At 65.5% G+C, this 25,618-nt stretch carries 28 protein-coding genes; 14 read left to right on the top strand and 14 right to left on the bottom strand.

Annotated elements, in window-relative coordinates; all coding sequences use genetic code 11:
- The first annotated feature begins 8 nt into the window (after nt 1-8).
- The 4 genes from ypfJ to FVD38_RS21930 all read left to right on the top strand — a co-directional run bounded on the left by ypfJ (nt 9) and on the right by FVD38_RS21930 (nt 4,866).
- Nucleotides 9-890, top strand: a complete 882-nt coding sequence (ypfJ, locus tag FVD38_RS21945; protein ID WP_147936748.1) for a KPN_02809 family neutral zinc metallopeptidase — start codon at nt 9-11, stop codon at nt 888-890.
- A gap of 177 nt (nt 891-1,067) precedes the next feature.
- Entirely contained in the window at nt 1,068-2,252 is a 1,185-nt protein-coding gene (locus FVD38_RS21940; RefSeq protein ID WP_147936747.1) for a zinc-dependent alcohol dehydrogenase, read from the top strand.
- 26 nt (nt 2,253-2,278) lie between these two features.
- Nucleotides 2,279-2,878 carry a hypothetical protein gene (locus tag FVD38_RS21935; protein ID WP_147936746.1) on the top strand — a complete coding sequence of 200 codons (600 nt, stop codon included), beginning with the start codon at nt 2,279-2,281 and terminating at the stop codon, nt 2,876-2,878.
- A gap of 149 nt (nt 2,879-3,027) precedes the next feature.
- On the top strand, nt 3,028-4,866 hold the full coding sequence (locus FVD38_RS21930) for a M4 family metallopeptidase (protein WP_147936745.1): 1,839 nt from the start codon (nt 3,028-3,030) through the stop codon (nt 4,864-4,866).
- On the opposite strand, the gene FVD38_RS21925 is transcribed toward FVD38_RS21930, so the two are convergent.
- Both FVD38_RS21925 and FVD38_RS21920 read right to left on the bottom strand, forming a co-directional pair.
- Complete coding sequence (locus FVD38_RS21925) at nt 4,835-5,530, bottom strand: M23 family metallopeptidase (RefSeq protein WP_147936744.1); 696 nt, start codon at nt 5,528-5,530, stop codon at nt 4,835-4,837. The two genes, FVD38_RS21930 and FVD38_RS21925, sit on opposite strands and share 32 nt — an antisense overlap.
- Before the next feature lie 44 nt (nt 5,531-5,574).
- Nucleotides 5,575-6,594, bottom strand: coding sequence for a L,D-transpeptidase family protein (locus FVD38_RS21920; protein WP_147936743.1), 1,020 nt, complete (start codon nt 6,592-6,594; stop codon nt 5,575-5,577).
- A gap of 123 nt (nt 6,595-6,717) precedes the next feature.
- On the opposite strand from FVD38_RS21920, the gene FVD38_RS21915 reads away from it, so the two are divergent.
- Nucleotides 6,718-7,020 (top strand): 2Fe-2S iron-sulfur cluster-binding protein, encoded by a 303-nt coding sequence (locus FVD38_RS21915; RefSeq protein WP_147936742.1) that lies wholly within the window; start codon nt 6,718-6,720, stop codon nt 7,018-7,020.
- A 27-nt stretch (nt 7,021-7,047) separates the two neighbouring features.
- Here the strand turns inward: FVD38_RS21915 and FVD38_RS21910 are convergent, their stop codons facing one another.
- Nucleotides 7,048-8,079, bottom strand: a complete 1,032-nt coding sequence (locus tag FVD38_RS21910; protein WP_147936741.1) for a GlxA family transcriptional regulator — start codon at nt 8,077-8,079, stop codon at nt 7,048-7,050.
- 138 nt (nt 8,080-8,217) lie between these two features.
- Here FVD38_RS21910 and FVD38_RS21905 point away from each other — a divergent pair, with 138 nt between their 5' ends.
- Entirely contained in the window at nt 8,218-9,324 is a 1,107-nt protein-coding gene (locus tag FVD38_RS21905) for an S-(hydroxymethyl)glutathione dehydrogenase/class III alcohol dehydrogenase (protein WP_123069670.1), read from the top strand.
- Nucleotides 9,325-9,334: 10 nt separating this feature from the next.
- Here the strand turns inward: FVD38_RS21905 and FVD38_RS21900 are convergent, their stop codons facing one another.
- Together FVD38_RS21900 and FVD38_RS21895 are read right to left on the bottom strand one after the other, a co-directional pair.
- A complete protein-coding gene (locus tag FVD38_RS21900) occupies nt 9,335-10,336 on the bottom strand; it encodes a Kelch repeat-containing protein (RefSeq protein WP_147936740.1) in 1,002 nt (333 codons plus the stop codon).
- 17 nt (nt 10,337-10,353) lie between these two features.
- Entirely contained in the window at nt 10,354-11,250 is an 897-nt protein-coding gene (locus FVD38_RS21895) for an alpha/beta hydrolase (protein WP_147936739.1), read from the bottom strand.
- 209 nt (nt 11,251-11,459) lie between these two features.
- On the opposite strand from FVD38_RS21895, the gene FVD38_RS21890 reads away from it, so the two are divergent.
- On the top strand, nt 11,460-11,666 hold the full coding sequence (locus FVD38_RS21890; RefSeq protein WP_147936738.1) for a hypothetical protein: 207 nt from the start codon (nt 11,460-11,462) through the stop codon (nt 11,664-11,666).
- 18 nt (nt 11,667-11,684) lie between these two features.
- Here the strand turns inward: FVD38_RS21890 and FVD38_RS21885 are convergent, their stop codons facing one another.
- On the bottom strand, nt 11,685-11,924 hold the full coding sequence (locus FVD38_RS21885) for a hypothetical protein (protein ID WP_147936737.1): 240 nt from the start codon (nt 11,922-11,924) through the stop codon (nt 11,685-11,687).
- 186 nt (nt 11,925-12,110) lie between these two features.
- Between FVD38_RS21885 and FVD38_RS26570 the strand changes: the two genes are divergently transcribed.
- Complete coding sequence (locus FVD38_RS26570; RefSeq protein WP_183407431.1) at nt 12,111-12,251, top strand: hypothetical protein; 141 nt, start codon at nt 12,111-12,113, stop codon at nt 12,249-12,251.
- 59 nt (nt 12,252-12,310) lie between these two features.
- Nucleotides 12,311-12,682, top strand: coding sequence for a hypothetical protein (locus FVD38_RS21880; RefSeq protein WP_147936736.1), 372 nt, complete (start codon nt 12,311-12,313; stop codon nt 12,680-12,682).
- Nucleotides 12,683-12,704: 22 nt separating this feature from the next.
- On the opposite strand, the gene FVD38_RS21875 is transcribed toward FVD38_RS21880, so the two are convergent.
- From FVD38_RS21875 to FVD38_RS21865, 3 genes are all read right to left on the bottom strand, one after another.
- Nucleotides 12,705-12,926, bottom strand: coding sequence for a hypothetical protein (locus tag FVD38_RS21875; RefSeq protein ID WP_123069664.1), 222 nt, complete (start codon nt 12,924-12,926; stop codon nt 12,705-12,707).
- Between the two features lie 137 nt (nt 12,927-13,063).
- Complete coding sequence (locus FVD38_RS21870) at nt 13,064-15,895, bottom strand: bifunctional diguanylate cyclase/phosphodiesterase (RefSeq protein WP_147936735.1); 2,832 nt, start codon at nt 15,893-15,895, stop codon at nt 13,064-13,066.
- 146 nt (nt 15,896-16,041) lie between these two features.
- Nucleotides 16,042-16,818: a fused MFS/spermidine synthase gene (locus FVD38_RS21865; RefSeq protein ID WP_147936734.1), complete on the bottom strand. Its 777-nt coding sequence runs from the start codon at nt 16,816-16,818 to the stop codon at nt 16,042-16,044.
- A 189-nt stretch (nt 16,819-17,007) separates the two neighbouring features.
- On the opposite strand from FVD38_RS21865, the gene FVD38_RS21860 reads away from it, so the two are divergent.
- Genes FVD38_RS21860 through FVD38_RS21850 form a run of 3 tightly spaced genes read left to right on the top strand, consistent with a single transcriptional unit; the run spans nt 17,008 to nt 17,850 of the window.
- A complete protein-coding gene (locus FVD38_RS21860; RefSeq protein ID WP_147936733.1) occupies nt 17,008-17,259 on the top strand; it encodes an AbrB/MazE/SpoVT family DNA-binding domain-containing protein in 252 nt (83 codons plus the stop codon).
- Entirely contained in the window at nt 17,253-17,603 is a 351-nt protein-coding gene (locus FVD38_RS21855; protein WP_147936732.1) for a type II toxin-antitoxin system ChpB family toxin, read from the top strand. Before FVD38_RS21860 ends, FVD38_RS21855 begins: the two co-directional genes overlap by 7 nt.
- A gap of 10 nt (nt 17,604-17,613) precedes the next feature.
- The gene (locus tag FVD38_RS21850) at nt 17,614-17,850 is read left to right on the top strand and encodes a hypothetical protein (RefSeq protein WP_147936731.1); all 237 of its coding nucleotides are present in this window, start codon (nt 17,614-17,616) and stop codon (nt 17,848-17,850) included.
- 134 nt (nt 17,851-17,984) lie between these two features.
- On the opposite strand, the gene FVD38_RS21845 is transcribed toward FVD38_RS21850, so the two are convergent.
- The 3 genes from FVD38_RS21845 to FVD38_RS21835 all read right to left on the bottom strand — a co-directional run bounded on the left by FVD38_RS21845 (nt 17,985) and on the right by FVD38_RS21835 (nt 21,789).
- A complete protein-coding gene (locus FVD38_RS21845; protein ID WP_147936730.1) occupies nt 17,985-19,508 on the bottom strand; it encodes a CitMHS family transporter in 1,524 nt (507 codons plus the stop codon).
- A 138-nt stretch (nt 19,509-19,646) separates the two neighbouring features.
- On the bottom strand, nt 19,647-21,098 hold the full coding sequence (locus FVD38_RS21840) for a sensor histidine kinase (RefSeq protein ID WP_147936729.1): 1,452 nt from the start codon (nt 21,096-21,098) through the stop codon (nt 19,647-19,649).
- Nucleotides 21,099-21,102: 4 nt separating this feature from the next.
- Nucleotides 21,103-21,789 (bottom strand): response regulator, encoded by a 687-nt coding sequence (locus FVD38_RS21835; protein WP_040777660.1) that lies wholly within the window; start codon nt 21,787-21,789, stop codon nt 21,103-21,105.
- 123 nt (nt 21,790-21,912) lie between these two features.
- Here FVD38_RS21835 and FVD38_RS21830 point away from each other — a divergent pair, with 123 nt between their 5' ends.
- Entirely contained in the window at nt 21,913-22,974 is a 1,062-nt protein-coding gene (locus FVD38_RS21830) for a porin (protein ID WP_147936728.1), read from the top strand.
- A gap of 34 nt (nt 22,975-23,008) precedes the next feature.
- Nucleotides 23,009-23,989, top strand: a complete 981-nt coding sequence (locus FVD38_RS21825) for a tripartite tricarboxylate transporter substrate binding protein (protein ID WP_123068902.1) — start codon at nt 23,009-23,011, stop codon at nt 23,987-23,989.
- 1 nt (nt 23,990) lies between these two features.
- Here FVD38_RS21825 and FVD38_RS21820 read toward each other — a convergent pair whose 3' ends face one another.
- Complete coding sequence (locus FVD38_RS21820) at nt 23,991-24,608, bottom strand: PEP-CTERM sorting domain-containing protein (RefSeq protein ID WP_147936727.1); 618 nt, start codon at nt 24,606-24,608, stop codon at nt 23,991-23,993.
- A gap of 228 nt (nt 24,609-24,836) precedes the next feature.
- Nucleotides 24,837-25,457 (bottom strand): PEP-CTERM sorting domain-containing protein, encoded by a 621-nt coding sequence (locus FVD38_RS21815; RefSeq protein ID WP_222706956.1) that lies wholly within the window; start codon nt 25,455-25,457, stop codon nt 24,837-24,839.
- Between the last annotated feature and the right edge of the window lie 161 nt (nt 25,458-25,618).

The following is a 25,618-nucleotide window of genomic DNA, read 5'->3' as shown; positions in this document are numbered from 1 at the left end:
GAGCATCGATGCGTTGGGAAGGCGACCGTGAAAGCGACAATGTAGAGGACCGGCGTGGCGACGGCGGCGGCGGCGGTGGAGGCTTCGGCTTCGGCGGCCGCTCGATCGGCATCGGCACCATCGTCGTCGCCCTGGTCGCTTCGTACTTCCTTGGCGTCTCGCCCGCCACCATCCTTGGCCTGCTGTCGGGCGGTGCGCCGCCACAGCAGCAGGCACAGGTCGAGCAGCCGCGCGCCGAGCGCGCCGACGATCGCGAGACGCGCTTCGTGCGCACCACGCTGGCGTACACCGAGGATGCCTGGGCCCAGCTGTTCAGCGAGCAGGGCGCGCAGTACACGCCGGCCCGGCTGGTGCTGTTCGAAGGCCGCATCGCCACCGCCTGCGGTACCGGCGAGAGCGCGACCGGTCCGTTCTATTGTCCGGCTGACGCCAAGGTCTATATCGACCTGGGCTTTTTCCGCACGATGCAGCAGCGCTTCAACGTCGAGGGCGAATTCGCCCAGGCTTATGTGATCGCGCACGAGGTCGGCCACCACGTGCAGAACCTGCTGGGCATCTCCAACAAAGTGCACGCAGCCCAACAGCGCGCCAGCGAGACCCAGGGCAATGCCCTCTCGGTGCGCCTGGAACTGCAGGCTGACTGCTTCGCAGGCGTGTGGGCCAACCGGACCAACCAGCGTGCGAAAATCCTGGAGCAGGGCGACATCGAGACGGCCCTCAACGCGGCCAGCGCCATCGGCGACGATGCCTTGCAAAAGCAGGCGCGCGGCGTGGTCGTGCCGGATTCGTTTACCCACGGCAGCTCGGCCCAGCGGGTACGCTGGTTCCAGCGCGGGCTCGACAGCGGACAGGTCGAGGCCTGCAATACATTTGATGCCAAAAAGCTATAAATCGCATCATTTAATTGCCAACAGTACATAATTGCCTGATTTTATTCGATAAAATCGCCAGAAAGGCGCGTTCGTTTCCGTGCGCCTATCGCAATTCGTGACGTTTTGACATAAGTTTGTGTCACATCAGCTCGTTCTCACGCGAGCCGTCACCAACCGAGTTGTGAAGGAGCCTCCATGCTGGCAATGAATTACCGCGGGCCATACCGGGTCCGCGCCGATCACAAGCCCGACCCTGTCATTGAGCACCCCGGCGACGCCATCGTGCGCGTTACCCGGGCCTGCATTTGCGGTTCCGACCTGCACCTGTACCACGGCCTGGTGCCCGACACCCGGGTCGGCCACACCTTCGGGCACGAGTTCATCGGCGTGGTCGAAGAAGTCGGGTCGGGCGTGCAGAAGCTGAAAGTCGGCGACAAGGTCCTGGTGCCCTTCAATGTGTTTTGCGGCTCCTGCTTCTTTTGCCAGCACGAGTTATATGGCAATTGCCACAACACCAACGCGCAAGCGACGGCGGTCGGCGCCATCTACGGCTATTCGCATACGGCGGGTGGCTACGATGGCGGCCAGGCCGAGTACGTGCGGGTGCCGATGGCCGACGTCGGCCCGATGGTCATCCCCGACGACATCCACGACGATGACGCGGTCCTGCTGACCGATGCGCTGCCCACCGGCTACCAGGCGGCCGAGATGGGCGACATCCAGGAAGGCGATACCGTGGTCGTGTTCGGCGCCGGCCCGGTCGGCATCTTCGCCGCCAAGTCGGCCTGGCTGATGGGGGCGGGGCGGGTGATCGTGGTCGACCACGTCGAGTACCGCCTCGAATTCGTCAAGCGCTACGCCCAGTGCGAGGTCGTGAACTTCAAGGACGTGAAGGACATGGCGCTGCACATCAAGAAGATGACCGACTGGATGGGCGCCGACGTCTGTATCGACGCGGTCGGCTGCGAGGCGGCCGGCAATACCATGCAGACCATCACCGGCGTCTACACCATGATGCAGGCCGGTGCGGCGACCGTGCTGCACTGGTGCATCAACTCGGTGCGCAAGGGCGGCAACGTCTCGATCGTGGGCGTGTATGGCCCGACCTTCAACGCGGTTCCGATCGGCAATGCGCTGAACAAGGGTTTAACGCTGCGCATGAACCAGGCCAGCGTGCGACGCCACCTGCCGCGCCTGATCGAGCACATCCGTGCAGGCCGGATCGATCCGAAGCAGATCATCACCCACCGCATCCCGCTGGAAGAAGTGTCGGATGCGTATCACATCTTCTCGAGCAAGCTGGATGAGTGCATCAAGCCGATCCTGATCCCGCCGCGCGCCAACGAGGTGAGGGCGGTCAAGGCCAGCGTCCAGCAGTGAACACACGATCGAGCACAGGAGAGAATATGGAAACACGCAACGATATCGTCACCGCCAACGACCAGCACGACGGCCATCACGCGCCGGGCGAGCATGACGGCGAAGGCCATGTGGGCCACGTGCACGGCGCCATCGCGCCGCGCCGCCCGACCCGCGATCAGCTGCAGCACATCCAGGGCTGGGGCGCCGACCTCGACCGCAAAAACCGTCCCGGCGTGCCGATGGAACGCACGCCGCCGCGCTTCATCAACGTCCCTGACGGCGATCCAGTGCCGCAGGAACAGCGCGTCGAAGTGCTGGTCTCGACCGAACGCCCGGGCCGCACGCCGCTGTTCGGGACGGTGCAGCCGCCGTCGGGCCTGTCCGGCGCGATCCGGCGCCTGGCCTTCAAGAGCACCGAGAACGACGTGCGCCACTGGCTGCTGTTGCTGCTGGCCGACCGCGTCAACGTGGTCGAGGGCATTGGCGACGACCTGGCCAAGGGCAAGGTACCGAATATCCTGGCCGAGATGGGCATCAAGTCCGAGTTCAAGCACAATCCGGCCGGGCTGGCCAAGAAAGTGGCGATTGGCGCGGCTGTGGTCGGCGTCGCCTGCTACCTGATGAAACGGCGCGACCGCCGCTAGCGCTGATTTGCCCGTTGTATCCCAATGATGACCGTGTTGCCGATTTGTGGCAACACGGTCATTGTTCTTGAGCAACCCCCCCTTTACAAGCTCGTCCATCATGGTCGATGACCGGCGCCCCCCGGCCCGGCATACCGGATGGAGACGAGATGATCCCGCAACCGCTTCTCAAGGCAGCCCTGCTGGCGGCTGCCGTCCTGTTCGCGCCCGTGCTCGTGCCCGATGCGCTGGCTGCGCCGATGATGGGGCCGCCGCTCAAGCTGGACGGCAAGGCCCAGGCCCAGGTCGTCAACCAGCTGGCGGCGCGCCGCCCGGCGGTCGGCCTCGACGCCGACCACGGCTACAAGGTGATGGCCCAGCACCCAGGCGTGCAGGGCACCCACGTGGTGCGCGTCGCCCACCTGTACAAGGGCTTGCGCAGCTTCGGCTCCGAATCCGTGGTGGTGCTCGACGCGCGGCGCCAGATCGTGTCCGAAAGCGCCTCTGCGCGCCGCCTGCACCTGGGCCGCGGCCCGGCCAACCGCATGCAGCGCGCCACCGCCGGTTTCAATGTGAAACCCACCATCAACCGCAAGGCCGCGATCGCCGCCGCGCTGCGCGACATGCCGGACGGCGTCGTCAACGTGGTGGCGCCGACCGCCGAACTGCTGATCTACCCGATGATGCGCGACGAACGCGCGCCCGGCGCCGAGGGCAAGCTCGAGTCCGAGCTGAACGCGGTCGACCTGGTCGAGACGGTGGACCGCTACGAGCTGGCCTGGCTGGTCCGGTTGCGTATGCAGGAGGATAAAAAAGCGGGAGAACAGCCGCTGTACTACGACGTCGTCGTCAATGCGCGCGACGGCGAGATCATCGACCGCTGGAATATGCTGCAGACGGTGGAAGGCATCGGCAAGAGCCAGTACAACGGCGACGTACCCCTGAGCACCACCTTCGCCAACAACGTCTACCAGATGCTCGACCCCGAGCGCGGCAAGGGCGGATCCTTCGGCGCGATGGCGATCACCAACGCCAACCACGGCACGGCGAGCGGCCGGGTGTATTCCAACACGGTCAACACTTGGGGCGATGGCAAGCAGTTCGTCGAGGGTGGCAGCACGACGGGACCGAACGGCCAGACCGCCGCCGTCAACGCCATGTGGGGCCTGAAGAACACCTATGACATGCACAAGAACGTGCTGGGCTGGCTGGCGCTGGACGGCCAGGACACGGCCACCCACATCGCGGTGCACGTCAACCGCGGCTACGACAACGCCTATTACAGCGACACCTGCCGCTGCATGTTCATCGGCGACGGCACGTTCTTCACCAACCTCGGCTCGATCGACGTGGTCGGCCACGAGATGGGCCACGGCATCACGGCCGCTACCTCGAACCTGGTGTACTCGGGCGAGCCGGGTGGCCTGAATGAATCGAGCTCGGACATCGCGGGCGAGGTGGTCGAAGCCTATGCGCGCGGCGGCGGCACCGGCGACGTGATTCCCGAGACCGGCAACGACTGGATGCTGGGCAGCGAAATCAGCCGCACCGGAACCCCGCTGCGCTGGATGATCAAGCCGAGCAAGGACGGCAATAGTCACGACGCCTGGAGCACGGGCCTGCGCCGGCTGGACGTCCATTACAGCAGCGGCCCGAACAACCGCATGTTCTATTTCCTGGCGAAGGGATCGAGCGCGGAGAATGGCAACGATGCCTGGAGCCGCTATCTGGTGAAGCAGCCGCTGGCGATGACGGGCATCGGCATTGACAAGGCCTTCCGCATCTGGTTCCGCGCCAACACGACCAAGTTCACGTCCAGCACCAATTATGCCGACGCACGCACCAAGATGATCGAGGCGGCCAGCGACCTGTATGGCGCCGGCGGACGCGAAGTGATCGCAGTGCAGCGCGCCTATGCCGCGATCAATGTGGGGCTCGATGTCGACGAGCCGGTTCCGGCGCCGTCGGGTACGCAGGCTACTGGTCGGACATTAGCGGAAACGGATTGAGCGGAGTGCCTTTCCACCACTGCTTCTCGGCCGTCAGCGCAACGACGGCGAAATGCAGGTGCGGCGCGGCCGGGTCGGCATTGCCGGTCGCGCCGACGTAGCCGACGATGTCGCCGCGCTTGACGTCCATGCCTTCCTTGAGATTGTCGGCATAGCGGTCGAGGTGGGCGTAGTAATAGGCGTACTGCTCGCCCGGATCGAATTGGTAGACGGTCAGGCCGCCCGGTTTGCTCTGGAACAGCTTGACCACCTTGCCGTCGGCCGCGGCGAGCACCGGCGTGCCGGTCGGCGCCATGATGTCGAGCGCCTCGTGCTGGCGTTGCTCGCCGCGTGGCTGGTAAAAAGTGTCGGTCAGCTGGTCTGACTTGATGCCCTGGACCGGCACCAGCAGCTTGCCGGGCACGGTGGCAGGCGCCATGGGCGCGGCGCCTTCCGCGACTTCAGGCCGCAGCGGCAGGTCGGCCTCGAGCAGGTTCGGTTCGACCACCGGCGCGGGCGGCAGCTGGCCCTCGATCTGCGCCGCGGGCACGCCGCCCGCGTTCGAGGCCGGTGGCGCCGCGGCGACCAGCTCCGGCGCCGGCGAGCTGGAATCGTCGCTCAGCAGCACGAACAACACCCCGGCGCCCAGCAGCGCACCAACGATCAAGGTCATCAGCCATTTCATCGCGTTCTCCGTCCGGCGCCTCGCGCCGGGAGTTGATTCAAAGATTATTTGACGAGTTCGACTTCGGTGCCTTCGCCGACCACCGCGCCCACTTCGGCGGCGCTCCAGTTGGTCAGGCGGATGCAGCCATGCGACTCGGTCTTGCCCACGTGGCCGGGCACCGGGGTGCCGTGGATGCCGTAGTGCGGTTTCGAGAGATCGATCCACATCACGCCGACCGGATTGTTCGGGCCTGGCTTGATTTGCGTCTTGCTGTCGCCCGGCTTGGCGTCCCAGAACAGTTTCGGGTTGTAGTTGTAGACCGGGTTGGCGTGCACGCCATTGATCTTCCAGTTGCCGATCGGCAGTGGATCGCGCTTGCTGCCGGTCGAGACCGGATACTGGGCCAGCAACTGGCCGCCCGCGTCAAACAACTGCAGGGTCTTGGTCGAATCGCGCACCACGACCCTGGCTGCCGGCGCCAGCGGTTGCTTGCCGCTCACGTGCGGCACCACGATCTTTTCGCCGGCCTGCGACAGGGATTTGCCGGGGTTCAGGCGTTGTAGCAGGGCCGGGCTGGCATGGAATTTTTCGCCCAGGCCTTCGAGCGCCGTGGCGTAGCCGAGCGCGGGCAGCTTGGCCTTGCCCATCATGGTGTCCGGGATCGGCTGGAAGGGACCGGCCACGTCTTCCGCCTCGATCGTGTATTCGGCGAGGGTCGGGCTGGGATCGGTGTTCAGTGCGTTCCAGGTGGCTTCGTCGAGCTTGCCGGTGACGGGGAGATTGCGCTGGGCCTGGAAGGTGTTCAGGGCTTGCCGCATATTCGAGCCGTAGGCGCCGTCGATTTCGCCCGGCGACAGGTACTGGCGTTCGAGCAGCACCTGGGCCCGCAGCAGGCGTTCGAATTCGGCCTGTTCGGCGATGGCGGGATCCTGGACTGCGCCAGGCGCGGCCTGCATGGGTGTTCCCGCTGCAGTTTGTTGCTGCTGGACAGGAGCTGGCTGGCCGACTGGCTGTTGCGCGAAGGCGGAAGGGAAAACGCCTCCAAGGGCGGCGATCAGGGTCAGTGCGGTGGCTTTTTTCATATGGTCTCCTGCAATATGCTTCTGGAAACCTTAGCGTAATGACATGAATCAACCGGGTCTGTGCGTGAACGAACTCTTCAAACTCGTCCGCTTTGTTCCACCCGGCGCTACAATCGACGGACCATGCCGACCATTCGCCATACCGTCACCCTCGCGCCCCTCGGCGCCAGTTTTTCTGTGCAGGAAGACACGACCCTGCTGCTGGCTTTGGAGGCGGCCGGGTTCGATGCGCCCAGCTCCTGCCGCAACGGCACGTGCCGCATCTGCATCTGCCGCCTGCAGGCCGGCACGGTGGCCTACACGGTCGAGTGGCCCGGCCTGTCGTTCGACGAGAAGCGGGAAGGGTTTATTTTGCCCTGTGTCGCGCTGGCGCGCAGCGATTTAGTAGTGGATTTGCCGCTGGCGCGGCGGGTTTCGTTCGACTGACGGGCTCAGTTTGCGCTCAGTTAGCGCTCATGCAGCGCTGTCGAGCCCGGTCGTGGCAAAGCGTTCGCGGTACAACTTCGGCGTGATGCCGAGCTTCTTCATGAACACCCGCCGCATATGCGCCTCGTCGCTGAAGCAGGCGCGCGCGGCCACCGTCTTCAATGGCAGCGCAAGGTCGGCCAGCAGGTGGGTAGCCCGCTCGAAACGGCTGGCCTCGATGAATTCCTGGGCGCTAAGCCCCACCTCCTGCTGGAACACGCGGGCGAAGTGGCGTTCGCTCATCATCGCCCTGGTCGCCAGTTGCGCCGTCGTAAACCGTTCGTGCAGATTGTCCAGGATCCAGCTTTGCAATTCGCGGATGTTCGGGCGCGCCGTGCGTTCGCTCTTGAGGTAGGAACTGAACTGCGACTGGCCGCCGGGGCGCTTCAGGTAGACCACCATCTCGGTGGCCACCTCGAGCGCCAGGTCGCGGCCGAAATCTTCCTCGACCAGGGCCAGCGCCAGGTCCATGCCGGCGGTGACGCCGGCCGAGGTCCACAGCTTGCCGTCGCGGATGAAGATCGCGTCGGCCTCGACCGCGATGGCGGGATGGGCCGCCTGCAGGCGCTCGGCCACGCTCCAGTGGGTGGTGGCGCGCTTGCCGTCGAGCACGCCGGCGGCGGCGAGAAAGAAGGCGCCCGAACAGAGCGAGGCCAGGCGTTCGATGCGGGGGCAGGCCGCCGCCACCCAGTCGACGATCGCGGCGCCGTCCGCCAGCGCCGTCTCGATATGGCGGGCGCCGACCACGATCGCGCTGTCGGGCAGGGCCAGTGTGTTCAAGACCTTGGTCGCTTCGAGCGACATCAGGGTATCCGATGCTACGGTTCCGAGACGGCTCGATGCAATGCGCACGTCGTAGCCGGGCGGGCGGCCACGCCGGGCGAGATGCAGGTTGGCGTACTCGAACACCGACATCGGCCCGACCGCCTCCATCGCCTTGAAGCCGGGGTAGACCACGATGTCGACGGTCCGGGTGCGCTCTGTGCTGGCGTCGATGGCAGATGGGGGCGTGGCGGTCATGCGCCATTGTCGCTGCCGCGGACGGCAAAATCCAGTCTTCATGCGGCAAAATCCTGCCATTCTCGCGTCCCGGCGTGTAAAACGCCGGCCACGGCGCGCATACTGCGGGCTATTCAAACAATGCAAGCGAGGATCACCATGAAAACCAAAGCAGCCGTCGCATGGCAGGCGGGCCAGCCGCTGACGATCGAAGAAGTGGACCTGCAAGGCCCGCGTGAGGGCGAGGTGCTGGTCGAGCTGAAGGCCACCGGCATCTGCCACACCGATTACTACACGCTGTCGGGCGCCGATCCGGAAGGCCTGTTCCCGGCCATCCTGGGCCATGAGGGCGCCGGCGTCGTGGTCGACGTCGGCCCGGGCGTGACCACGTTGAAGAAGGACGACCACGTCATCCCGCTGTACACGCCGGAGTGCCGCCAGTGCAAATTCTGCCTGTCGCGCAAGACCAATCTGTGCCAGGCGATCCGCTCGACCCAGGGGCGTGGCCTGATGCCTGACGCGACCTCGCGGTTCTCGCTGGACGGCAAGCCGCTGTTCCACTACATGGGAACGTCCACCTTCTCGAACTACATCGTGGTGCCCGAGATCGCGCTGGCCAAGATCCGCAGCGATGCGCCGTTCGACAAGGTCTGCTACATCGGCTGCGGCGTCACCACCGGCGTTGGCGCGGTGCTGTTCTCGGCCAAGGTGGAAGCCGGGGCCAATGTGGTCGTGTTCGGGCTGGGCGGCATCGGCCTGAACGTGATCCAGGCCGCGAAGATGGTAGGCGCCGACAAGATCATCGGCGTCGACATCAATCCGGCCCGCGAAGCCATGGCCCGCAAGTTCGGCATGACCGATTTCATCAATCCGAACGAGGTCGCCAACGTCGTGGACCACATCGTGCAACTGACCGACGGCGGCGCCGACTACAGCTTCGAGTGCGTCGGCAACACCACGCTGATGCGCCAGGCGCTCGAGTGCACGCATAAAGGCTGGGGCCAGTCCTTCATCATCGGCGTGGCCGCCGCCGGCCAGGAAATCGCGACCCGTCCGTTCCAGCTGGTGACCGGTCGCGAGTGGAAGGGTTCGGCCTTCGGCGGCGCCCGTGGTCGCACCGACGTGCCGAAGATCGTCGACTGGTACATGGAGGGCAAGTTGAACATTGACGACCTGATCACCCACCGCCTGCCGCTCGAGCGCATCAACGAAGGTTTCGACCTGATGAAGAGCGGCGAATCGATCCGCTCGGTGGTGCTCTACTGACGAACGCGGATCACGGCAGTGCGAGCGCTTCGTGTGCGGCGCTGGCCGCGACCCCGACCTTTTCTCCGCCGCCCATCAGGAAGATGCGCTTGCCGACCACCGCCGCGCCGTGCCCATGGCGCGGCGTCGGCATGGCCGGCAGGGCCGACCAGCGGTCCAGTGCCGGGTCGTAGACCCAGGATTCGGCGAACACCCTGGCTTGCGGGACGAACTGCTCGCCGCCGAAGACGTATAGTTTTCCGTCATGGGCGGCGGCGGCCAGGCCGCCCTGGGCCAGCGGCATCGGCGCCCGGGTCTCCCAGCGGTCGCTGGCCGGGTCGTACACTTCAAGGGTCGCCACATTGACCGGCCGCGACCTGCCGTCGGCCTGCGCGACCATCTGGCGTCCACCCACGACGTAGATCTTGTTGTCGATCACGGCGCCGGCCGCGCTATTGCGCGCGCTGGGTGCATCGGCGATGGGCGACCAGCGCCCGGTGCCCGCGTCCAGGGCCTCGGCCCGGTTGGTGTCGGCGTGTTGGCTGATGTGCTTTGCTTCAGGGCTGGTCGGGATGCGGCCGCCGATGAAATAGATCTTGCCGCCGACGGTTGCGACCACGCCTTCGGCCCGTGCTTGCGGCAGCGAAGGACCGGTCGACCAACGGTCGGATTTCGGATCGTAGACGAACACCGAGGCGTGGGCGCGCCAGTCGGGAATCGCGCCGGAGAAGCCGCCGATGCCGTAGATCTTGCCGCCGGCCGCGGCCAGGGCGATGTGGTGACGGGCTTCGGGCAGCGACGCCAGCCTGGTCCAGCGATCCGCTCCCGCGTCATAGGCTTCGAAGAGATCGGTAAAGCCCGGCGCCACACTCAGGATGCCGCCGGCCACGTAGATCTTGTCGTTCAACACGGTCGGATAGATTTCCTGGCGCGCCAGCGAGGCGTCGGCCACGCGCGACCAGGATTGCGCCAGGGCGGCCCCGGACGTAACGAGCAAGCTCATCGCCAGCAGTGCCGGCATGATCGGTTTCAAGATGGAGACTCCCTGGATTACTGTTGGATGGCAAGCGCCTGTTCGATCACCCGCAGCACCTGCGGCCAGGCGGGCGAGGTCGCGGCGACTTCGTCGTAGTGGCTGGCGTCCGGCAGGATCACGACCTCGGCCTTGTCTCCGGCCGCTTTTGCGCGCGCCGCGTAGTCGTGGGCCACGCGCGGTGGAGAAATGGTGTCGAGCGCGCCCGTGACGAGCCAGGTGCGGCTACCGTTGGGCATCAGGTCGGCGGCATTGGTATCGACCAGCACGTCCGGCCGTTCGGAACTCGGCGTGCCGGCCAGTTGCGCGATATCGCGGTCGCAGCTGGACTTGATCAGCGCCGCCTCGTGGCGCAGGTCGGCCAGGCCGCCCAGGCTGACGATGCGGTCGACCTTCAGGCCATCGGGGTGGTAGAGGGGACTGCCGGCCGGGATGCGCGCACGGCCCGCGATCCACTGCACCAGCTGACCGCCGGCCGAGTGGCCGACCGCGACGATGCGTTCCAGGTCGAGCTTGTGCGCCGATGCATTGGCGGCGAGCAGGTCGAGCGCCGCATGCATGTCGAGGTACATGCCGGGATAGCCGCCGCCTTCCTCGTCCACGCGCCGGTATTCGACATTCCAGACGGCGATGCCGCGCGCGGCCAGGGCGCCGGCCATATTGCGGAACTGGGCGATGCCGCCGAACTTGCTGGTCCAGCAGCCGCCATGCACCAGCACCGCCACCGGGAACGGTCCCGCTCCCTGCGGCACGAACAGTTCGGCGTATTGCGAGGGAGCGGGGCCATAGGCGAGCTTGGCGCTGGGGGCAGGGCCGGTCAGGGCCAGGTAGTCGTCGAGTTTCATCGGAGCGGCGGCGTGGGCGTTCAGGAGCGCGCCGAGCAGGAGGGCAGGAAGCAGGCTGGCCAAGCGCATGGGAGATATTGCCTAATTGGATAAAACGCCACTATAGCCGAGTTGTTCTTGCTGAAGAACATTGCATTGGTGATGGATCAATCGAAAAACCGGGCTGCTTGATCCGTGCTAGTCTGCGCACGAATGCACCACAGGCAACGGCGTTGCCTTCCATGTCATCGCGCGCCCGCCGGCATCGCCGCGGCGCGCGTCCAACCTGAGAGGCCCATATGAGCGAACTACAGTCGTACGATTCCAGGCAAGAGCGCCGGCACGAGCGCGTCGGCCAGCACTTCCATTCCACGCCCGATCCGGAGTATCCGGGCGAACCGCCGGCGCCGACGGCGCCACCACCGGTGCCGGACGACGTCCCCGACCCAGTCAATGCTCCGGTCGAGGAGCCACGCCTGCCCGAACCGCCGATCCGGGCGAACTAGAAACCTGGGCGCCCCGGATCAGACGCCGGGCGTCCCCTGGCGGTTGCCCTCCGGCGTACCGCCGCCTTCATTGTCCTCCTTGCCACTGTTCGGCGCGCCTTCGTCGGCCTGCCGGTTGGATGGCAATGGAGGAATTCCGCGAATCATTTCATCGGTTTCATGCTGCCCCGGAGAGCGTTCGCCGCTACCGATGTCCGCCTCGTCGTACATCGCGCGTCCCTTGTTCTTGGGATCGATACTGGGCGTTGGGTCGTTCATGCTGTGCTCCGCTAAAGTTGTCAATGTCGTACGATCCTAACAGGCCACCCGCAGGCCCGGCGCGCGGCAGGAAGCCGCCCATGGTGTTGCTTTTTCGTCGTGCGCGACGCGCGTGTGCTCGCTGTCACATAGCGGCAACAATGCGGTTTCTATAATGAGCTTGTAACAATAAAAAAACAGGAGGAGATGATGGGTTCGACCTTGTACAACAAGATTTACCTGGGCCGCCGACCGCTGTTGGGTTCCGCCCACGGCCGGCTGGCGCTGGTGCTCGGGGTGATTGCCGGCGCCGGGATCGGCTGGTACGCGCTGCGTTCGCTGCGCTGAAGGTTGCCGCGATGGGCCGGGGCGCGTACCATGCGCCCTTTGCTTAACTGAATGCGGTAATGAAAAACGAAAAGCTGACGACGGACGAATACGACGCGCTGGAACTGGTGCGCCGTGGTGGCAAGCAGGATCTGGCGACGGCCTGCGTCGGGCGCAACACCAAGCGCCTGTGCGGCATCAAGCTGATGTCCTTTGGCCGCGACAAGCGGCTGACGCTCACCGAAAAGGGCGAAGAAGTGCTGTTCCTGCGCCGCTGTGTGGTGGGCCTGCGTGCGCTCGCGGCCGATCCGATGGCGGCGGTCGACGACGACGTGCTGCGTTTCCTGGGCCGCAAATCGCATATCCTGCCGCTCGAGGCGGGTGGTCATGCGCTGAGCGAGCGCGGTCGCGAATCGCTGGCCGACATCGACCAGCAGGAAGAACGCCGCTGATTTTCCGCGGCGACGCCGGTGACTAGCTGGCGCGCCGCAGCTTCGGATAGACCAGCGCCCGCACCGCCACCTCGGCCGGCACGTTCATCGTGGCCAGGAATTCCGCCGCGCGCGCCAGGCCGAGCGTCGGGATCGACGCTATCGCCTGGTTCACCAGGTCGCGCGTGCGACCGTCCACGCGCTGCCTGTGGCCCGCCTGCACGCCGGACACGCTTGCCGCGTCGGGCGTCTCGTTGATCATCATGGTTCGTACTCCGTCAGTGCAATATAGGCACGAGTATTGTACGTCCACCGATAATCAAGTGGCTATGGAAATGTTTTCGAGAAGGCAATTCTCATGCTTCCCGGATAGGGGCGTTGCGGCGCCGCCTCAGCGACGATTTAAACGGGCAGCGACGCTTCCTGCTCGACGATCTGCGCCGGCAGCGCACGGCGCTGGCGCAGCAGCTGCTCGAAATCGTCGGCCGCCAGCGGCTTGCTGAAGTAATAGCCCTGCATCTCGTCGCAGCCGCGTCTGCGCAGGTAGTCGAGCTGTTCCGCTGTTTCGACTCCCTCGGCGATCACCGCCAGCTTCAGGTTGTGGGCCAGGGCGATGATCGAGGTCACGATCGCGGCGTCGTTGGCGTCATGCGTGATGTCGGCCACGAAGGAGCGGTCGATCTTGAGCACATCGATCGGGAAGCGCGACAGGTAGGAAAAGCTCGAGTAGCCGGTGCCGAAATCGTCGATCGACAGGTTCACCCCCAGCGCTTTCATCCGGTGCAGCAGCTCCACCGCCGGCGTGACGTCGCTCATGAACAGGCTTTCGGTCAGCTCGATCTCGAGGCAGGCCGGATCCAGGCCGGTGTCGTTCAGCGCCGATTCCAGGCTTTGCAGCAGGTCGGGGGCGCCGAACTGGCGCGCCGACAGGTTCACCGCCACCCGCAGGCGCTGGTAGCCGGCATCCTGCCAGGCCTTGTTCTGGGCGCAGGCGGTGCGCATCACCCAGGCCCCGATCGGGACGATCAGGCCGGTCTCCTCGGCCACGCCGACGAAGCGGCCCGGCGGCACCATGCCCAGCTCCGGATGGTTCCAGCGGATCAGCGCTTCCATGCCCACGATCTGGCCGCTCTTGAGGTCGACCTGCGGCTGATAGTGCAGCACGAATTCATTGCGCTCCAAGGCATTGCGCAACGCGCTTTCGATGCGTACCCGCTCCAGCGATTCCTCGTTCATGGCCGGGGTATAGAACTGGAAGTTATTGCGGCCCAGTTTCTTGGCGCGGTACATGGCGATGTCGGCATGTTCGATCAGGTTGTCGCTCGACGTGCCTTCGCTCGGATACACCGCCACGCCGATCGAGCAGGTGACGAAGAATTCCTTGTTGCCGAGCATGACCGGCTGCGCCACCGCATCCATCACCCGCTGCACGATGGCCGGAGCGAGCGGCTCGTCGGCATGCTCGTTGAGGATCACCACGAATTCGTCGCCCGACAGGCGCGCCACGGTGTCGGCATCGCGCAGCGACGAGCGCAGGCGCGCCGCCACCGTCACCAGCAGCACGTCGCCGGCCTTGTGGCCCATGCTGTCGTTGACGAACTTGAAGCGGTCGAGGTCGATCAGCATCACCCATACCGGACGGCCGCCGCGGTTGGCGTAGGCGATCGCCTGGCCCAGGCGATCCTGCAGCAGCGAGCGGTTGGGCAGGCCGGTCAGCACGTCGTGCTGGGCCACGTGGTGCACGCGCTGCTCGGTCAGCTTGCGCTCGGTGATGTCGCTGCCGGTCCCGCGGTAGCCCTGCAGCACGTCATCGTCATCGAACACGGGCTGGCCGTTCACGCAGAACCAGCGGGTGTCGCCATGGTCGTCGACCACTTGATATTCCAGGTTGGCGAAGGCTTCGTGGGCCTGCATCTTGGCCAGGTGCTCGCGCCCGCTCTCGTTGTCGAGCAGGCCTGGCACGTATTCCCAGCGCGTCTTGCCGATCAGCCCCTGGACCGCCACGCCAGACTTCTCGGTGAAGCCGCCGGTGATCATCGTGAAGCGGAAATCCCGGTCCTGCTCCCAATACCAGTCGGACGACATCGCGACCAGCTGGCGGAAGCGCTGCTCGCTTTGCAGCAGTGCCTTCTCGGCGCGCTCGCGCGCGGCCATGTCCTCGATCAGGCGGCGGTTGCTGCGGCGCAGGTCCGAGGTGCGCTGGCGCACCAGTTGCTGGACCTTGCGCGCGCGCATCCCCGCCGACTGGACGAAGGCGGTGCCGAGCAGGGTCACCAGGATGCCGCCCACCAGCAGCGCCACCGAGGCCATGTGGTCGGCCAGGAAGGGACGCGGCGCGGCGGCGACCTCGACCCGCCATGGGCGTCCGCCGGCCTTCAGCACGGTGGCGCGGGCGCCATGGTCCGGCCGCAGCCAACTGATGAGCGCCGGGCGCGCCCGGGGCGCGGTAGGGCCGGTCGACATCAGCAAGGCCGCCGGATCGGCGTGCTCGCCGGCATACACCGACACGAAGATGTCGGTGCGGTCCAGCAGGCCGGTCTCGAGCAGCGACTGGTGCACCAGTTCCTTGCCGCGGACGACGGCCGCCGTATTGCCGAGCAGTTCGCCGCGCTTACCGAACACCGGCATGACCAGGTCGAAGACCGTGGCCCCCGTCCGCCTCAGCGTGAACAGGCTGGTCGCGGTGGGCTGGCGGCTGTTCTTCGCTTCGTCGAGCGCGGTCATGAGCGATGCATCGCGGCCCAGGTCCAGGCCGAAGGCGCCTTCGTTGCCGACCATCGGCTCGACGTACTCGATCACGTGGTAGCGGCCGCGCGCCGGCGCCGGCGCCAGACCGTTTGGTGTCATTTCCGTCAGGACGGCGCCGGGCCGCACGCGCTGCAACTCGGCCTCGACCGCCGCGCGCTCGTGGGCCGGCACCACCCGGTGGTAATGGAAGGCTTGTATGAAACGGTGCCGATCCAGCAGGCGCGAGGTGAAGTCTGCGAAGCGCTCGCGGCTGACCGGCTCGCCGTTCGAGAACAGCTGGTTGGTCACCGCCAGCACCTCGATCGCCCCGTCCATCCCCTGGCGCACCGCCGCCACCCGCTCGTCGGCGCGCTGGCCGAAAGCCAGCGCCATATTGTCGTACTCGAGGTGGCTGACGCCCACGAACAGGCCGAAGGAAGCGGCCAGGCCGCCGCCCAATGTGAGGGCCGCCGCGAGTGTCAGTGAACGGATCGGTCGGCGCGGCATCGGGTTGTGTTCCTGGACTATCGTCTGACTGTGTGGGTGTGTTGACAGAAAACTGCTTGCCGGTAGGCATTAATCCGCGCAAGTGTGTCATAAACGCGATCGGCTCGCAAACGAATCCTATCGTGCGAGACATTTCGTCCACACGTTCACACCCGGCGTCGCGCCAGCCAGGCGACGAGAAGGCGTGCCAGCAGGCGGTTGCTCCAGCCCAGGCCGCGGCCTTCCTTGCATGCCATGCGGGTAAGCAGGCGTTCGCCGCGGCCCGGTATGGTGCCCGGGTGGGCGGGGCGGATCGCGTACAGGATGCGGTTATTGCCGGCGATGCGGGTAAACCAGGCCAGGCGGCCGTCGAAGGCGGCGCGCAATCGCTGCAACACGCCCGCATATTGGGGATCGTAGGTAAACACGTTCGCCACCAGCACGCCGCCCGGGTGCAGGGCGCGCCGGCAGGCGGCGTAGAAGGCGCTGCCTGCCAGCACGGATGGCAGGCCCTGGCTGTCGAAGCCGTCGACCAGCAGCACGTCGCAGCAGCCTGGCATGCGCGCCAGGTAGTCGGCCGCATCGCAGTGCAGGACACGCAAGCGGGCGTCGTCGGGCGGCAGGCAGAACTGGTCGCGCAGGGCGATCACGTCGTCGCGAATCTCGAGAACGGTGATGCGGGCGCGCGGAAAATGGCGGTGGCAGAACTTGGCCAGCGAGCCGCCGCCCAGGCCGACCATCACGATGTGATGCGGATCGGGCACGAACAGCGCAAAGCACATCATGGCGCGCGTGTATTCCAGCACCAGCGCGTCGGGCCGCGAGACCAGCATCTCGCTCTGGACGTCGCCGGGCTTGAATTCGAGGGTGCGGCGGTCGCCGTCGGTGCGGACCAGGGGCGGGTGGGTGTGGTCGGTGGCGGGGCGGTCGAGGGGGGCGGGCATGGGGGGAGTATATGCGAGCTGCGCGGCCGGTCGGCGTCGCTCGTATCGCGTCTGCCCGTACCTTCGAGTGTGACAAGGGAGGTCCGAGGGGATGTGCCAGACGATATTGTGAGACGTATCTACATTGTAGAATTCTCTTGTCGCAGCAGATTTTCGGTAATACAATGTATCTACATTGGAGGTGTAATCATGGAACTCGCGATTCAAAAATGGGGTAATAGCGCGGCTGTCCGACTGCCGTCAACTTTGTTGAGCCAATTAGGCGTTGCACTTGGCGACAGGCTGAGCGCTGATATGAAACCGGAAGGGCTGGTGTTGCGGCCTGCCCGCAAATCCTATTCTCTCGCTGATCTAATGGCGCAATGTGATTTGAAGGCGGCGCCTCCTGTGGACGCTGAGGCCTGGGAGCGTAGCAAACCGGTAGGTCACGAAGTATGGTGAGGCGTACCACGTTCAACCGTGGGGATATCGTCCGCGTATGCCTCAACCCAACTGTTGGACGAGAGCAGCAAGGCGACTTTCGTCCCGCCCTTGTCCTTTCGCCGGCCGCGTTCAATCTCATGGGGGTGGCGTTGGTGGCCCCAATTACCCAAGGTGGCGATTTGGCGCGCTATGCAGGCTTTGCAGTGCCATTGAGCGGATCCGGTACGGAGACTCAAGGCGTCGCGCTGGTAAACATGATTCGGACGATGGACTTGGCAGCTCGAGGGGCAAAGAAAATTGAGACTGCACCTGAATTTGTGGTCGAGGACGCACTTGCCCGGTTGCGGGCCATTGTCGAATAAGGAAAACGAAATGGCCATTTTTATCTTGCGTGAGGGCGAGAAGGAAGGCGCAGTACAAACCTCCGACCTTCCCAGCGGTGATGTGGCTGTGACCTGCCAAATCACGGTCAACAACAGCGTGAAAGCCGTTTGTTCGTCTTTCGCGGGAACAACTTTCAACTGGACCTACAAAAACTGGATCGTCCCGAAAGTGCACAAGGATGCTTTGTATCAGGCCCTTGCTCAACGCGGAACGCGCACGTACTAGATTGAGAGTAGGGGATTCATTTCGCTAACTATATCGCAACTAATGCGTGCAAGAGCTTCGCCCCTGTTTCGAGGCTGCAATGGCTATAACCTGGCCGGGCACAGTCGCCATCGCATCCATTTCAGAAAATGACATCAGGCTCCTGATCCCATCAGCGGCACCACGCCAAAGATGACAGCGGCCACCAGCATCACCAGTGAGGCCGAGATCGACCAGATCAGGGTGTAGCGCTGATGGTCGCCGAATTCGACCTTGCACATGCCGACCAGCAGGTAAGTCGAAGCGACCAGCGGGCTGAGCAGGTGGACCGGCTGGCCGATCACCGAGGCGCGGCCGATCTCAGCCGCCGTGATGCCATACACCTCGGCCGCCTTGGCCAGCACCGGCACCACGCCGAAATAGAAGGCGTCGTTCGAGATGAAGAAGGTGAACGGGATGCTCAGCAGGCCGGTGACGATCGCCATATAAGGCCCCATCCAGTCCGGCACCGCTGCGATTACGCTCAGGGCGATGGCGTCGACCATTTTCGTGCCCTGCAGGATGCCGACGAAGATGCCGGCAGCGAAGATCAGCGACACCACCGGCAGCACATTGGCCGCATGCGCCTCGATGCGCGCCTTCTGCGCCTCCAGGCCCGGATAGTTCACGGTGATGGCGATCGCGAAGAAGATCATGAACAGCACCGGCAGCGGCAGGGCGCCCAGCACCAGCAGCACCAGCAGCGCCACGGTCAACAGGAAATTCACCCAGATCAGCTTGGGACGTGCGGTGTCGGGCGAGGACACGCCGACCGGCGGCTCGTCGCCACCGCCCGAATTGCCCGAGCCGCCCGAGCCACCCACTGCGCCGGCATCGGCCTCGATGCGGCCAGCGGCGAATGCATGCACATTGCCTTCGCGCGCGGCGGCGGCCGGGGCGGCGCTCCATTGGCCGGTGGTGCCGTTCATGCTGCCGGCGACGGCAAGTTCATTGAAAGCCGGCTGCAGGACGGGCGCTGGCGCCGCTTTCCTGACCTCGGCCCTGGCCTGGCCCGGCAGGCTTACGGTGCCCAGGCGCTTGCGCTCCTTCATGCCCAGCATATAGGCGACGAACAACACCCACACGGCGGTCACGGCCATCGCCGGGATCATCGGCACGAAGATGTCGCTCACGTCCACGCCCAGCGCGGTGGCGGCGCGCGCCGTCGGGCCGCCCCACGGCAGGATATTGAAGACGCCGCCGGCCAGCATGATGACGCAGGCCATCACCAGGCGGCTCATCCCCAGGCGCATGTACAGCGGCAGCATGGCCGACACCGTGATCATATAGGTGGTGGCGCCGTCGCCGTCGAGCGAGATGAACATCGCCAGCGCCGCGGTGCCGACCACGATCTTCATCGGGTCGCCCTGCACCAGTTTCAGGATGATGCGCACGACCGGATCGAACAGGCCGGCGTCGATCATGACGCCGAAATACAGGATGGCGAACATCAGCATGACGCCAGTGGGGGCCAGCGAGCGGATCCCGTCCAGCATCATCGGGCCGAGGCCGGCGCCGAAGCCGCCGATCAGGCCGAAGGCGATCGGCACGACGATCAGCGCGACCAGCGCTGGCAGGCGCTTGGTCATGATCAGGAACATGAAGACGATGATCATCGAATAGGCGAGGATGGTCAGCATGTCATGCTCCGCGGGGGATAAGGGATGGCGTGGCCAGGACGGCGCGCGCGAAAGCAGGCTGCTTCATGATGTCTCCGATCGTTGTCGTAATGGGGCTCTGCCCCGTTTTCGCCAACTATAGGCCGCGCAAGCTTTCAATCAGCTTTCAGCGCGCGGCACATCGAAGATCACCTCGACTTTCAGGCCGCCAGCGTCCGAGCGTCCGAGCGCCAGGGTGGCGCCGTGCAGGCTGGCGACGTCGCGCACGATCGCCAATCCGAGGCCGGTGCCGCCGGGATTGGCTTCCAGCGTGGACTGGGCGCGGTAGAAGGGCATCACCACCTTGTCGATCTCGGCCTCGACGATGCCCGGGCCGCTGTCGCTCACCGCCAGCACGACTCGGTCGTCGCGCCGCCCAACCCACAGCAGCACGCTGCCGCCAGCCGGCGTGTAGCGGATCGCGTTGTCGACCAGGTTCGCCACCAGTTCGTGCAGCAGCAGTTCCCGGCCGACGACCATGGTGTCGGCGTCGGCCTGTGCTTCGAGCGCCAGGTCGAGGCTCTTCTGCACCGCCGGCAGGGCCAGCTCCAGGCCCACCTGGCGCGCAATGGCCGCTAGCGCTACCGGCTGCACTTGCTCTCCGCCGCCGCCATGCTCGATGCGCGCCAGCACCAGCAGGCGGTTGGCCAGGTGGATGGCCGAGTCGGTGGTGCCGGCGATCGAACTCACGATGGCGCGCATCGCCGCCGGATCGTTTTCGCGAAGGGCCAGCGCGGCCTGGGTCTTGAGCACCGCGAGCGGGGTGCGCAGTTGATGCGAGGCGTCGGCGATGAAGCGGCGCTGGCTGGCGATCAGGTCCTGCATGCGCGCCATGGTGCCGTTCATGGCCGCCACCAGCGGCCGCACCTCCTTGTGCACCAGGGCCTGGTCGATGGTCGACAGGTCGGACAGCGGGCGCGTCTCGACCTCGTTCTTGAGCCGCATCAGCGGCCGCAGCACCAGGCGCACCGCAAACCACACCAGCGCCGCCACCGCCAGCACCAGCAGTGCCTGGCGCCACAGGGTGTTGAGCAGGATGTCGCGCGACAGGGCATTCCTCGCGTCGAGCGTCTCGCCAACCTGGATCAGGGCGATGCCGCGCATCGAATCGTCGTAGACCGGCTGCAGCAGGGCCGCGATGCGTACCGGCTCGCCGTTATAGCTGGCGTGGTAGAAGCGCACGAGGGCCGGATACAGGTCGCTGCGCGGCACGTCGGACGGCACCGGCGGCAGGTCGCCGTAGCCGCTGACGGTCTCGCCATCCAGGCCGGTGACCTTGTAGTAGATGCGGCCCAGGGTATCGGTCTCGAAACTGTCCAGCGCCACATAAGGCACGTTGGCGACCACCTTGCCGTCCCTGACCGTGACGCGCTCGGCCAGTGCACGCGTGGACGACAGCAGCGAACGGTCATAGGCCACGTCGGCCGCCTCCAGCGCGTCGCGGTACAGCGACACGGCATTCAGTGCGACCAGCGCCACCAGCGGCAGGATCAGCCAGCGCAGCAGCTGCTGGCGCAGGCTGCCGAGCGGCCGGGCCGCGGCGCGTTGCAGCAGGGAGATGCGCTGAGCCATGGCCTCAGGCGGGCTTTTCTTGCATCAGGTAGCCGATGCCGCGCAGGGTGACGATGGCGGCGTCGCCCCCCGGGCGCTCGAGCTTCTTGCGAATGCGGTGGATGTACAGCTCGATGGCGTCGAGGTTGGCGTCGTCGCTCAGGGCGAACACTTCCTGGAACAGCTTTTCCTTCGACAGCGCGCGGCCTGGCCTGGCGATCAGCGCTTCGAGCACCGCGTGCTCGCGCGGCGTCAGCGCCAATGGCTCGCCGCAATAGGAAAACATGCGCGAGACCGTGTCGAAGGCGAGCTGGCCGCAGCGGTGCACCAGCGCCTCGTTGCCGCTGCGCCGGCGCAGCAGCGCTTTGACGCGCGCTTCGAGTTCGGCCAGTTCGAACGGTTTGGCCAGGTAGTCGTCGGCGCCCAGGTTCAGGCCCTGCACCTTGTCTTCCAGGCCGCCGCGCGCGGTCAGGATCAGCACCGGCGTGCCGCCGCGTGCACCGCCGCGGGCGCGCAGGCGGCGCAGCACGTCCAGGCCATCCATGCGCGGCAGGGTCAGGTCCAGGATCACCAGCGCGTAGTCCTGGGTGTGCAGCAGGGCGTCGGCATCGGCGCCGGTGCTCGCGCATTCGACGGTCAGATGGGCGTCGCGCAGCGCCTTCGACACCCAGTGCGACAGCTCGACGTGGTCTTCAACTAGCAGGATTCTCATCGCGTCAGTGTAAGCGCAATGGCGGGGCCGTGGAAAGGGCAGCTGTTGAAAGCAAACTGAAAGCTGGCGCCGCATATAGTCGAGCGATAAAGCAGCACAACCATAACAAGATTCGGAGACACCATGAAGCAGTCGGCCCTCGCGCTCGCCGTCCTGGCAGCGCTTTCCCTGAACCATTCCGTCCACGCCCAGAGCAATGTACAGGTCTATGGCCTGATCGATGCCGGCGTCGAGTACGTCAACCATCCCAGCGAAAACAGCGGAAACATGGTGCGCGTCATCTCGGGTGGCAAGAACACCTCGCGCTGGGGCTTTCGCGGCAGCGAAGACCTGGGCGGCGGCCTGAAGGCGATCTGGCAGCTCGAAGGCGGCATCCTGATGGATACCGGCGAAAGCGACGGCGCCGTGTTCAAGCGCCAGGCCTGGGTCGGCCTGGACGGTTCGCTCGGGCGCATCGTCATCGGCCGCTCGTTCACCACCACCTACGAGCTGGTGATCAAGTTCGATCCGCTGGGCTTCGCCCCCAATTATTCCTGGGCCACCGGCGCCAGCGCCACCGGGCCGTCGAAGTACGGCATGACGACCCAGTTCGACAACCTGGTCAAGTACACGGGAAAAAGCGGCGGCTTCACCTATGGGGCCACGGTCGGCCTGGGCGAGCGCTCGGGGAGCCTGGCCGAGGGCCGCAAGCTGGCGGTGGGCGGCTCGTGGTTCGGCGATAGCGGCCTCGGGCTGATGGCCTCGTATGAGCAGATCAACGGCAATGCGGTAGCCGGCCTGCCGGCGCGCGACGAAACCCGCGCCTACCACCTTGGCGCGGATTATCGAACAGGCAAGTGGCGCTACACCGCCGGCATGCGCGGCTATAAGCTCGACGCGGCCCGCGCCGGCGCCGACCTGCGCGCCGACACGTATTGGGGTGGCATCTCGCGCACGATCGACAGCGTGACCCTGACCGGCGCCGTCTATCACGTGAACACGAAGGACGTGCCAGCCCTCGAGGATGCCGACCCGACGATGTTCGTCGTGCGCGGCATGCTGGCGCTGTCCAAGCGCACCGACCTTTATCTGTCGGTGGCGCACGCGAAAGCCGACCATGGCCAGCTCGTCGGCCTGTCGCGCGACGACCCCGGATTCGGCACGACCCAGAGCGGCGTCAGCGCCGGCATGCAGCATCGTTTCTGAGCCGGACCGGCACCGCGGCCGGCATGGCGCTATCATGCGTCCCATGAGATTCGTGCACACCTTCCTCGCCATCCTGGGCCTGGCGCTGGCCGCGCCCGGCGGCGCCCAGCCGCGCGGGGCGGAATGCCTGATCCCGTCCAAGCCCGGCGGCGGCATGGACCTGACCTGCAAGCTGGCCCAGAAAGCCCTGCACGGGCAGCCAGGCGCGCCCGAGCTGCAACTGAGCTACCTGCCGGGCGGGGTGGGCGCGGTGGCCTGGCACACCATCGTGTCGCAGCGCCGCGCCGAAGCCAATACCCTGGTCACGTTTTCCGGCGGTTCGGTACTGAATCTCGCGCTGGGCAAATTCGGCGACGCCGACGTCGACGACGTGCGCTGGGTGGCGGCCTTCGGCGCCGACTACGGCATGATCGCGGTGCGCGCCGATTCGCCCTGGCAGTCGCTCGACGATCTGTTGAACGCCCTGAAGCGCGATCCTAAAAAAGTCTTGATCGGCATGTCGGGCACGGTCGGCAGCCAGGACTGGATCAAGATGGCGCTGCTGGCGCAAATGGCCGGCATCGACCCGCGCAAGATGCGCTTCGTCGCCCTCGAGGGCGGCGGCGAGCAGTTCATCGCGATGCAGGAAAACCATGTGCAGGCGGTGTCGGGCGACACCTCCGAAGCCTTGCTGTACACGGGTGGTGGCAAGGTGAGGGTGCTGGCGGTACTGTCCGAACAGCGGCTACCGGGTGCGCTGGCAAATGTGAAGACCGCGCGCGAACAGGGCTACGACGTGGTCTGGCCCGTGATCCGCGGCGTGTGGATGGGGCCGGACGTGCGCGAGGCCGACTACCGGCGCTGGGTGCAGGCTTTCGACAATATGGAGGCCAGCCCGGAATTCGCCGAAAAGCGGGCCCGGGCCGGCCTGTATCCGTTTTCGCTCACCGGCGACGCGCTCACCCGCTACATCAAGCAGTCGGTCGCCGGCCATCACCGCCAGGCCCGGCAGTTCAAGCTCTTGCGCGAGCGCTAGTTCAAGACTGGCGACGACGACGCAGGGCGCCGACACCCAGCAGGCCCGCACCCAGCAGGGCGATGCTGGCCGGTTCCGGCACGTCGACAGGAAGCTCGTCGATGGCGGTGCCGATCGTCAGATTGTCGACCGAGGCGAAATTGAGGCCGGTTGCGGCGGTCAGGGTGATCGAGGCGATGCCGACCAGGCTCGTGAAGCCGCGGTAGCTGTCCGCCAGCGACAGTGGTGACAACGAGGTGTTGGTGCCGTCGCTAAGGGCGATGGTGATCATGGTGCTGAGGAACTCATCGGCGTTGCTGGAGTTGAAGAAATTGCCGCCGATGGCAGTCACGGTTGCACCGGTAAACGTGATGGCGAGTGCGTTGGTGGATCTGTAAGTGCCCAGGAAACTCCCGCTCAGCCATACGCCGTCAGGGGCGGAGGCGGTGTATGAATAAGCGCCGCCTGCAAAATTTATCGTCGGTGGGATGCTGAAATCAGGGGAGCTGAAGGTTTCAGTATAGGCGCCGGCGGCGACTTGCGGCAGGAAGTCGGCGGCTGAGGTGTAGACCACTGCGGCGTGGCTAGGGGCGGCGAACATCGAGGCGGAGACGGTGAGCAGTGCGAGTAGCTGTTTCATGACAAATCCCTTCGTTATCGTGGTTATGTGTTTGCGACGGATATTGCTAAGCAAGCCCTGTGCCCGATCGCGAGATTTGTTAAAGAACAATGATTTAGATCAAGATAGACGACCTGCCTGGCCGTCGCCTCGCCGTTTTCTCGACAATGTAAGATTTCCCGACGCCTGTCTTGGACCGCGCTTCTGCCGGAAGCGGGGCCCGTGTAACTTGCGCCAGGTTATTTCCGTCTAATTGGCCGACGATGCGCGGCGGCGTTGGCCCAGCAGACCGGCCAGGCCGATTCCGATCAGACCCAGGCTGGCCGGCTCGGGCACTTCGCCCGGGGCTTCGCCGATCCAGGCGCCGACCGTCAGGTTGTCGAGGCTGGCGAAATCGAGCAGGTCCGTGCTGCTGAGGGTGACGGAGGCAATGGCGACGTCCGAGGTGAAGCCGCGGTAACTGTCCTCGACCGAGCTGGGTGTGAAGCGCGTGATCGTGCCGTCGCTGAGCGCGATGATGATCTCGGCCGCACGGAAGGCCAGGTCGACACCGGTGTTGTAGAAATTGGCGCCGAAGGCGGTGACGTCGGCGCCCGTGAACGAGATGGTCAGCGAACTGGCGGTAGTCGAGGTGCCCAGGAAGTCGCCGTTCCCGAACAGGCCTCGTCCGGCAAAGACCGTATAGGCGAAATCGCCTTGCGCGTAGTCGAGCGCGCGTGGCGCGTTCGAGAGGGCGGTGTCAAAAGTTTCGGTGTAGGCGCCTCCCCCCACTTGCGGCAGGAAGGCGGCGGACGAGGTATGGACGACAGCGGCTTGGGCGGGTGTAAGTAAGGTACAGGCAAGTACGACCAGTGCAAAAGCGTGTTTCATGGCGATCCTTTCGGGTTGGGGGAGTTGCAGTTCAGTAAACACAATGCCGGGATTTGGCATGTATTGACAACAACGTCGCCCCCGCGCAAATGGATGCGGATTCGTATGCGGTGTGAGGGGTGGCGCGGTGCACAATGACGGTTGCCCGGCAATCGACAGTG

It is taken from the genome of Massilia arenae, assembly GCF_008014745.1.
Taxonomy (GTDB): domain Bacteria; phylum Pseudomonadota; class Gammaproteobacteria; order Burkholderiales; family Burkholderiaceae_D; genus Telluria; species Telluria arenae.
The sequence above is the reverse complement of the archived record's forward strand: the minus strand, read 5'-3'. Positions and strand labels throughout refer to the sequence as shown.

Coding starts and splice junctions, on each gene's coding strand:
- FVD38_RS21940 (WP_147936747.1), top strand. CDS start 1,068: ATGCTGGCAATGAATTACCGCGGGCCATACCGGGTCCGCGCCGATCAC.
- FVD38_RS21850 (WP_147936731.1), top strand. CDS start 17,614: ATGGCCATTTTTATCTTGCGTGAGGGCGAGAAGGAAGGCGCAGTACAA.
- FVD38_RS21870 (WP_147936735.1), bottom strand. CDS start 15,895: ATGCCGCGCCGACCGATCCGTTCACTGACACTCGCGGCGGCCCTCACA.
- FVD38_RS21865 (WP_147936734.1), bottom strand. CDS start 16,818: ATGCCCGCCCCCCTCGACCGCCCCGCCACCGACCACACCCACCCGCCC.
- FVD38_RS21825 (WP_123068902.1), top strand. CDS start 23,009: ATGCGTCCCATGAGATTCGTGCACACCTTCCTCGCCATCCTGGGCCTG.
- ypfJ (WP_147936748.1), top strand. CDS start 9: ATGCGTTGGGAAGGCGACCGTGAAAGCGACAATGTAGAGGACCGGCGT.
- FVD38_RS26570 (WP_183407431.1), top strand. CDS start 12,111: ATGATGGGTTCGACCTTGTACAACAAGATTTACCTGGGCCGCCGACCG.
- FVD38_RS21840 (WP_147936729.1), bottom strand. CDS start 21,098: ATGGCTCAGCGCATCTCCCTGCTGCAACGCGCCGCGGCCCGGCCGCTC.
- FVD38_RS21830 (WP_147936728.1), top strand. CDS start 21,913: ATGAAGCAGTCGGCCCTCGCGCTCGCCGTCCTGGCAGCGCTTTCCCTG.
- FVD38_RS21910 (WP_147936741.1), bottom strand. CDS start 8,079: ATGACCGCCACGCCCCCATCTGCCATCGACGCCAGCACAGAGCGCACC.
- FVD38_RS21905 (WP_123069670.1), top strand. CDS start 8,218: ATGAAAACCAAAGCAGCCGTCGCATGGCAGGCGGGCCAGCCGCTGACG.
- FVD38_RS21920 (WP_147936743.1), bottom strand. CDS start 6,594: ATGAAAAAAGCCACCGCACTGACCCTGATCGCCGCCCTTGGAGGCGTT.
- FVD38_RS21890 (WP_147936738.1), top strand. CDS start 11,460: ATGAGCGAACTACAGTCGTACGATTCCAGGCAAGAGCGCCGGCACGAG.
- FVD38_RS21845 (WP_147936730.1), bottom strand. CDS start 19,508: ATGCTGACCATCCTCGCCTATTCGATGATCATCGTCTTCATGTTCCTG.
- FVD38_RS21925 (WP_147936744.1), bottom strand. CDS start 5,530: ATGAAATGGCTGATGACCTTGATCGTTGGTGCGCTGCTGGGCGCCGGG.
- FVD38_RS21860 (WP_147936733.1), top strand. CDS start 17,008: ATGGAACTCGCGATTCAAAAATGGGGTAATAGCGCGGCTGTCCGACTG.
- FVD38_RS21935 (WP_147936746.1), top strand. CDS start 2,279: ATGGAAACACGCAACGATATCGTCACCGCCAACGACCAGCACGACGGC.
- FVD38_RS21930 (WP_147936745.1), top strand. CDS start 3,028: ATGATCCCGCAACCGCTTCTCAAGGCAGCCCTGCTGGCGGCTGCCGTC.
- FVD38_RS21815 (WP_222706956.1), bottom strand. CDS start 25,457: ATGAAACACGCTTTTGCACTGGTCGTACTTGCCTGTACCTTACTTACA.
- FVD38_RS21820 (WP_147936727.1), bottom strand. CDS start 24,608: ATGAAACAGCTACTCGCACTGCTCACCGTCTCCGCCTCGATGTTCGCC.
- FVD38_RS21885 (WP_147936737.1), bottom strand. CDS start 11,924: ATGAACGACCCAACGCCCAGTATCGATCCCAAGAACAAGGGACGCGCG.
- FVD38_RS21895 (WP_147936739.1), bottom strand. CDS start 11,250: ATGCGCTTGGCCAGCCTGCTTCCTGCCCTCCTGCTCGGCGCGCTCCTG.
- FVD38_RS21880 (WP_147936736.1), top strand. CDS start 12,311: ATGAAAAACGAAAAGCTGACGACGGACGAATACGACGCGCTGGAACTG.
- FVD38_RS21855 (WP_147936732.1), top strand. CDS start 17,253: ATGGTGAGGCGTACCACGTTCAACCGTGGGGATATCGTCCGCGTATGC.
- FVD38_RS21875 (WP_123069664.1), bottom strand. CDS start 12,926: ATGATGATCAACGAGACGCCCGACGCGGCAAGCGTGTCCGGCGTGCAG.
- FVD38_RS21915 (WP_147936742.1), top strand. CDS start 6,718: ATGCCGACCATTCGCCATACCGTCACCCTCGCGCCCCTCGGCGCCAGT.
- FVD38_RS21835 (WP_040777660.1), bottom strand. CDS start 21,789: ATGAGAATCCTGCTAGTTGAAGACCACGTCGAGCTGTCGCACTGGGTG.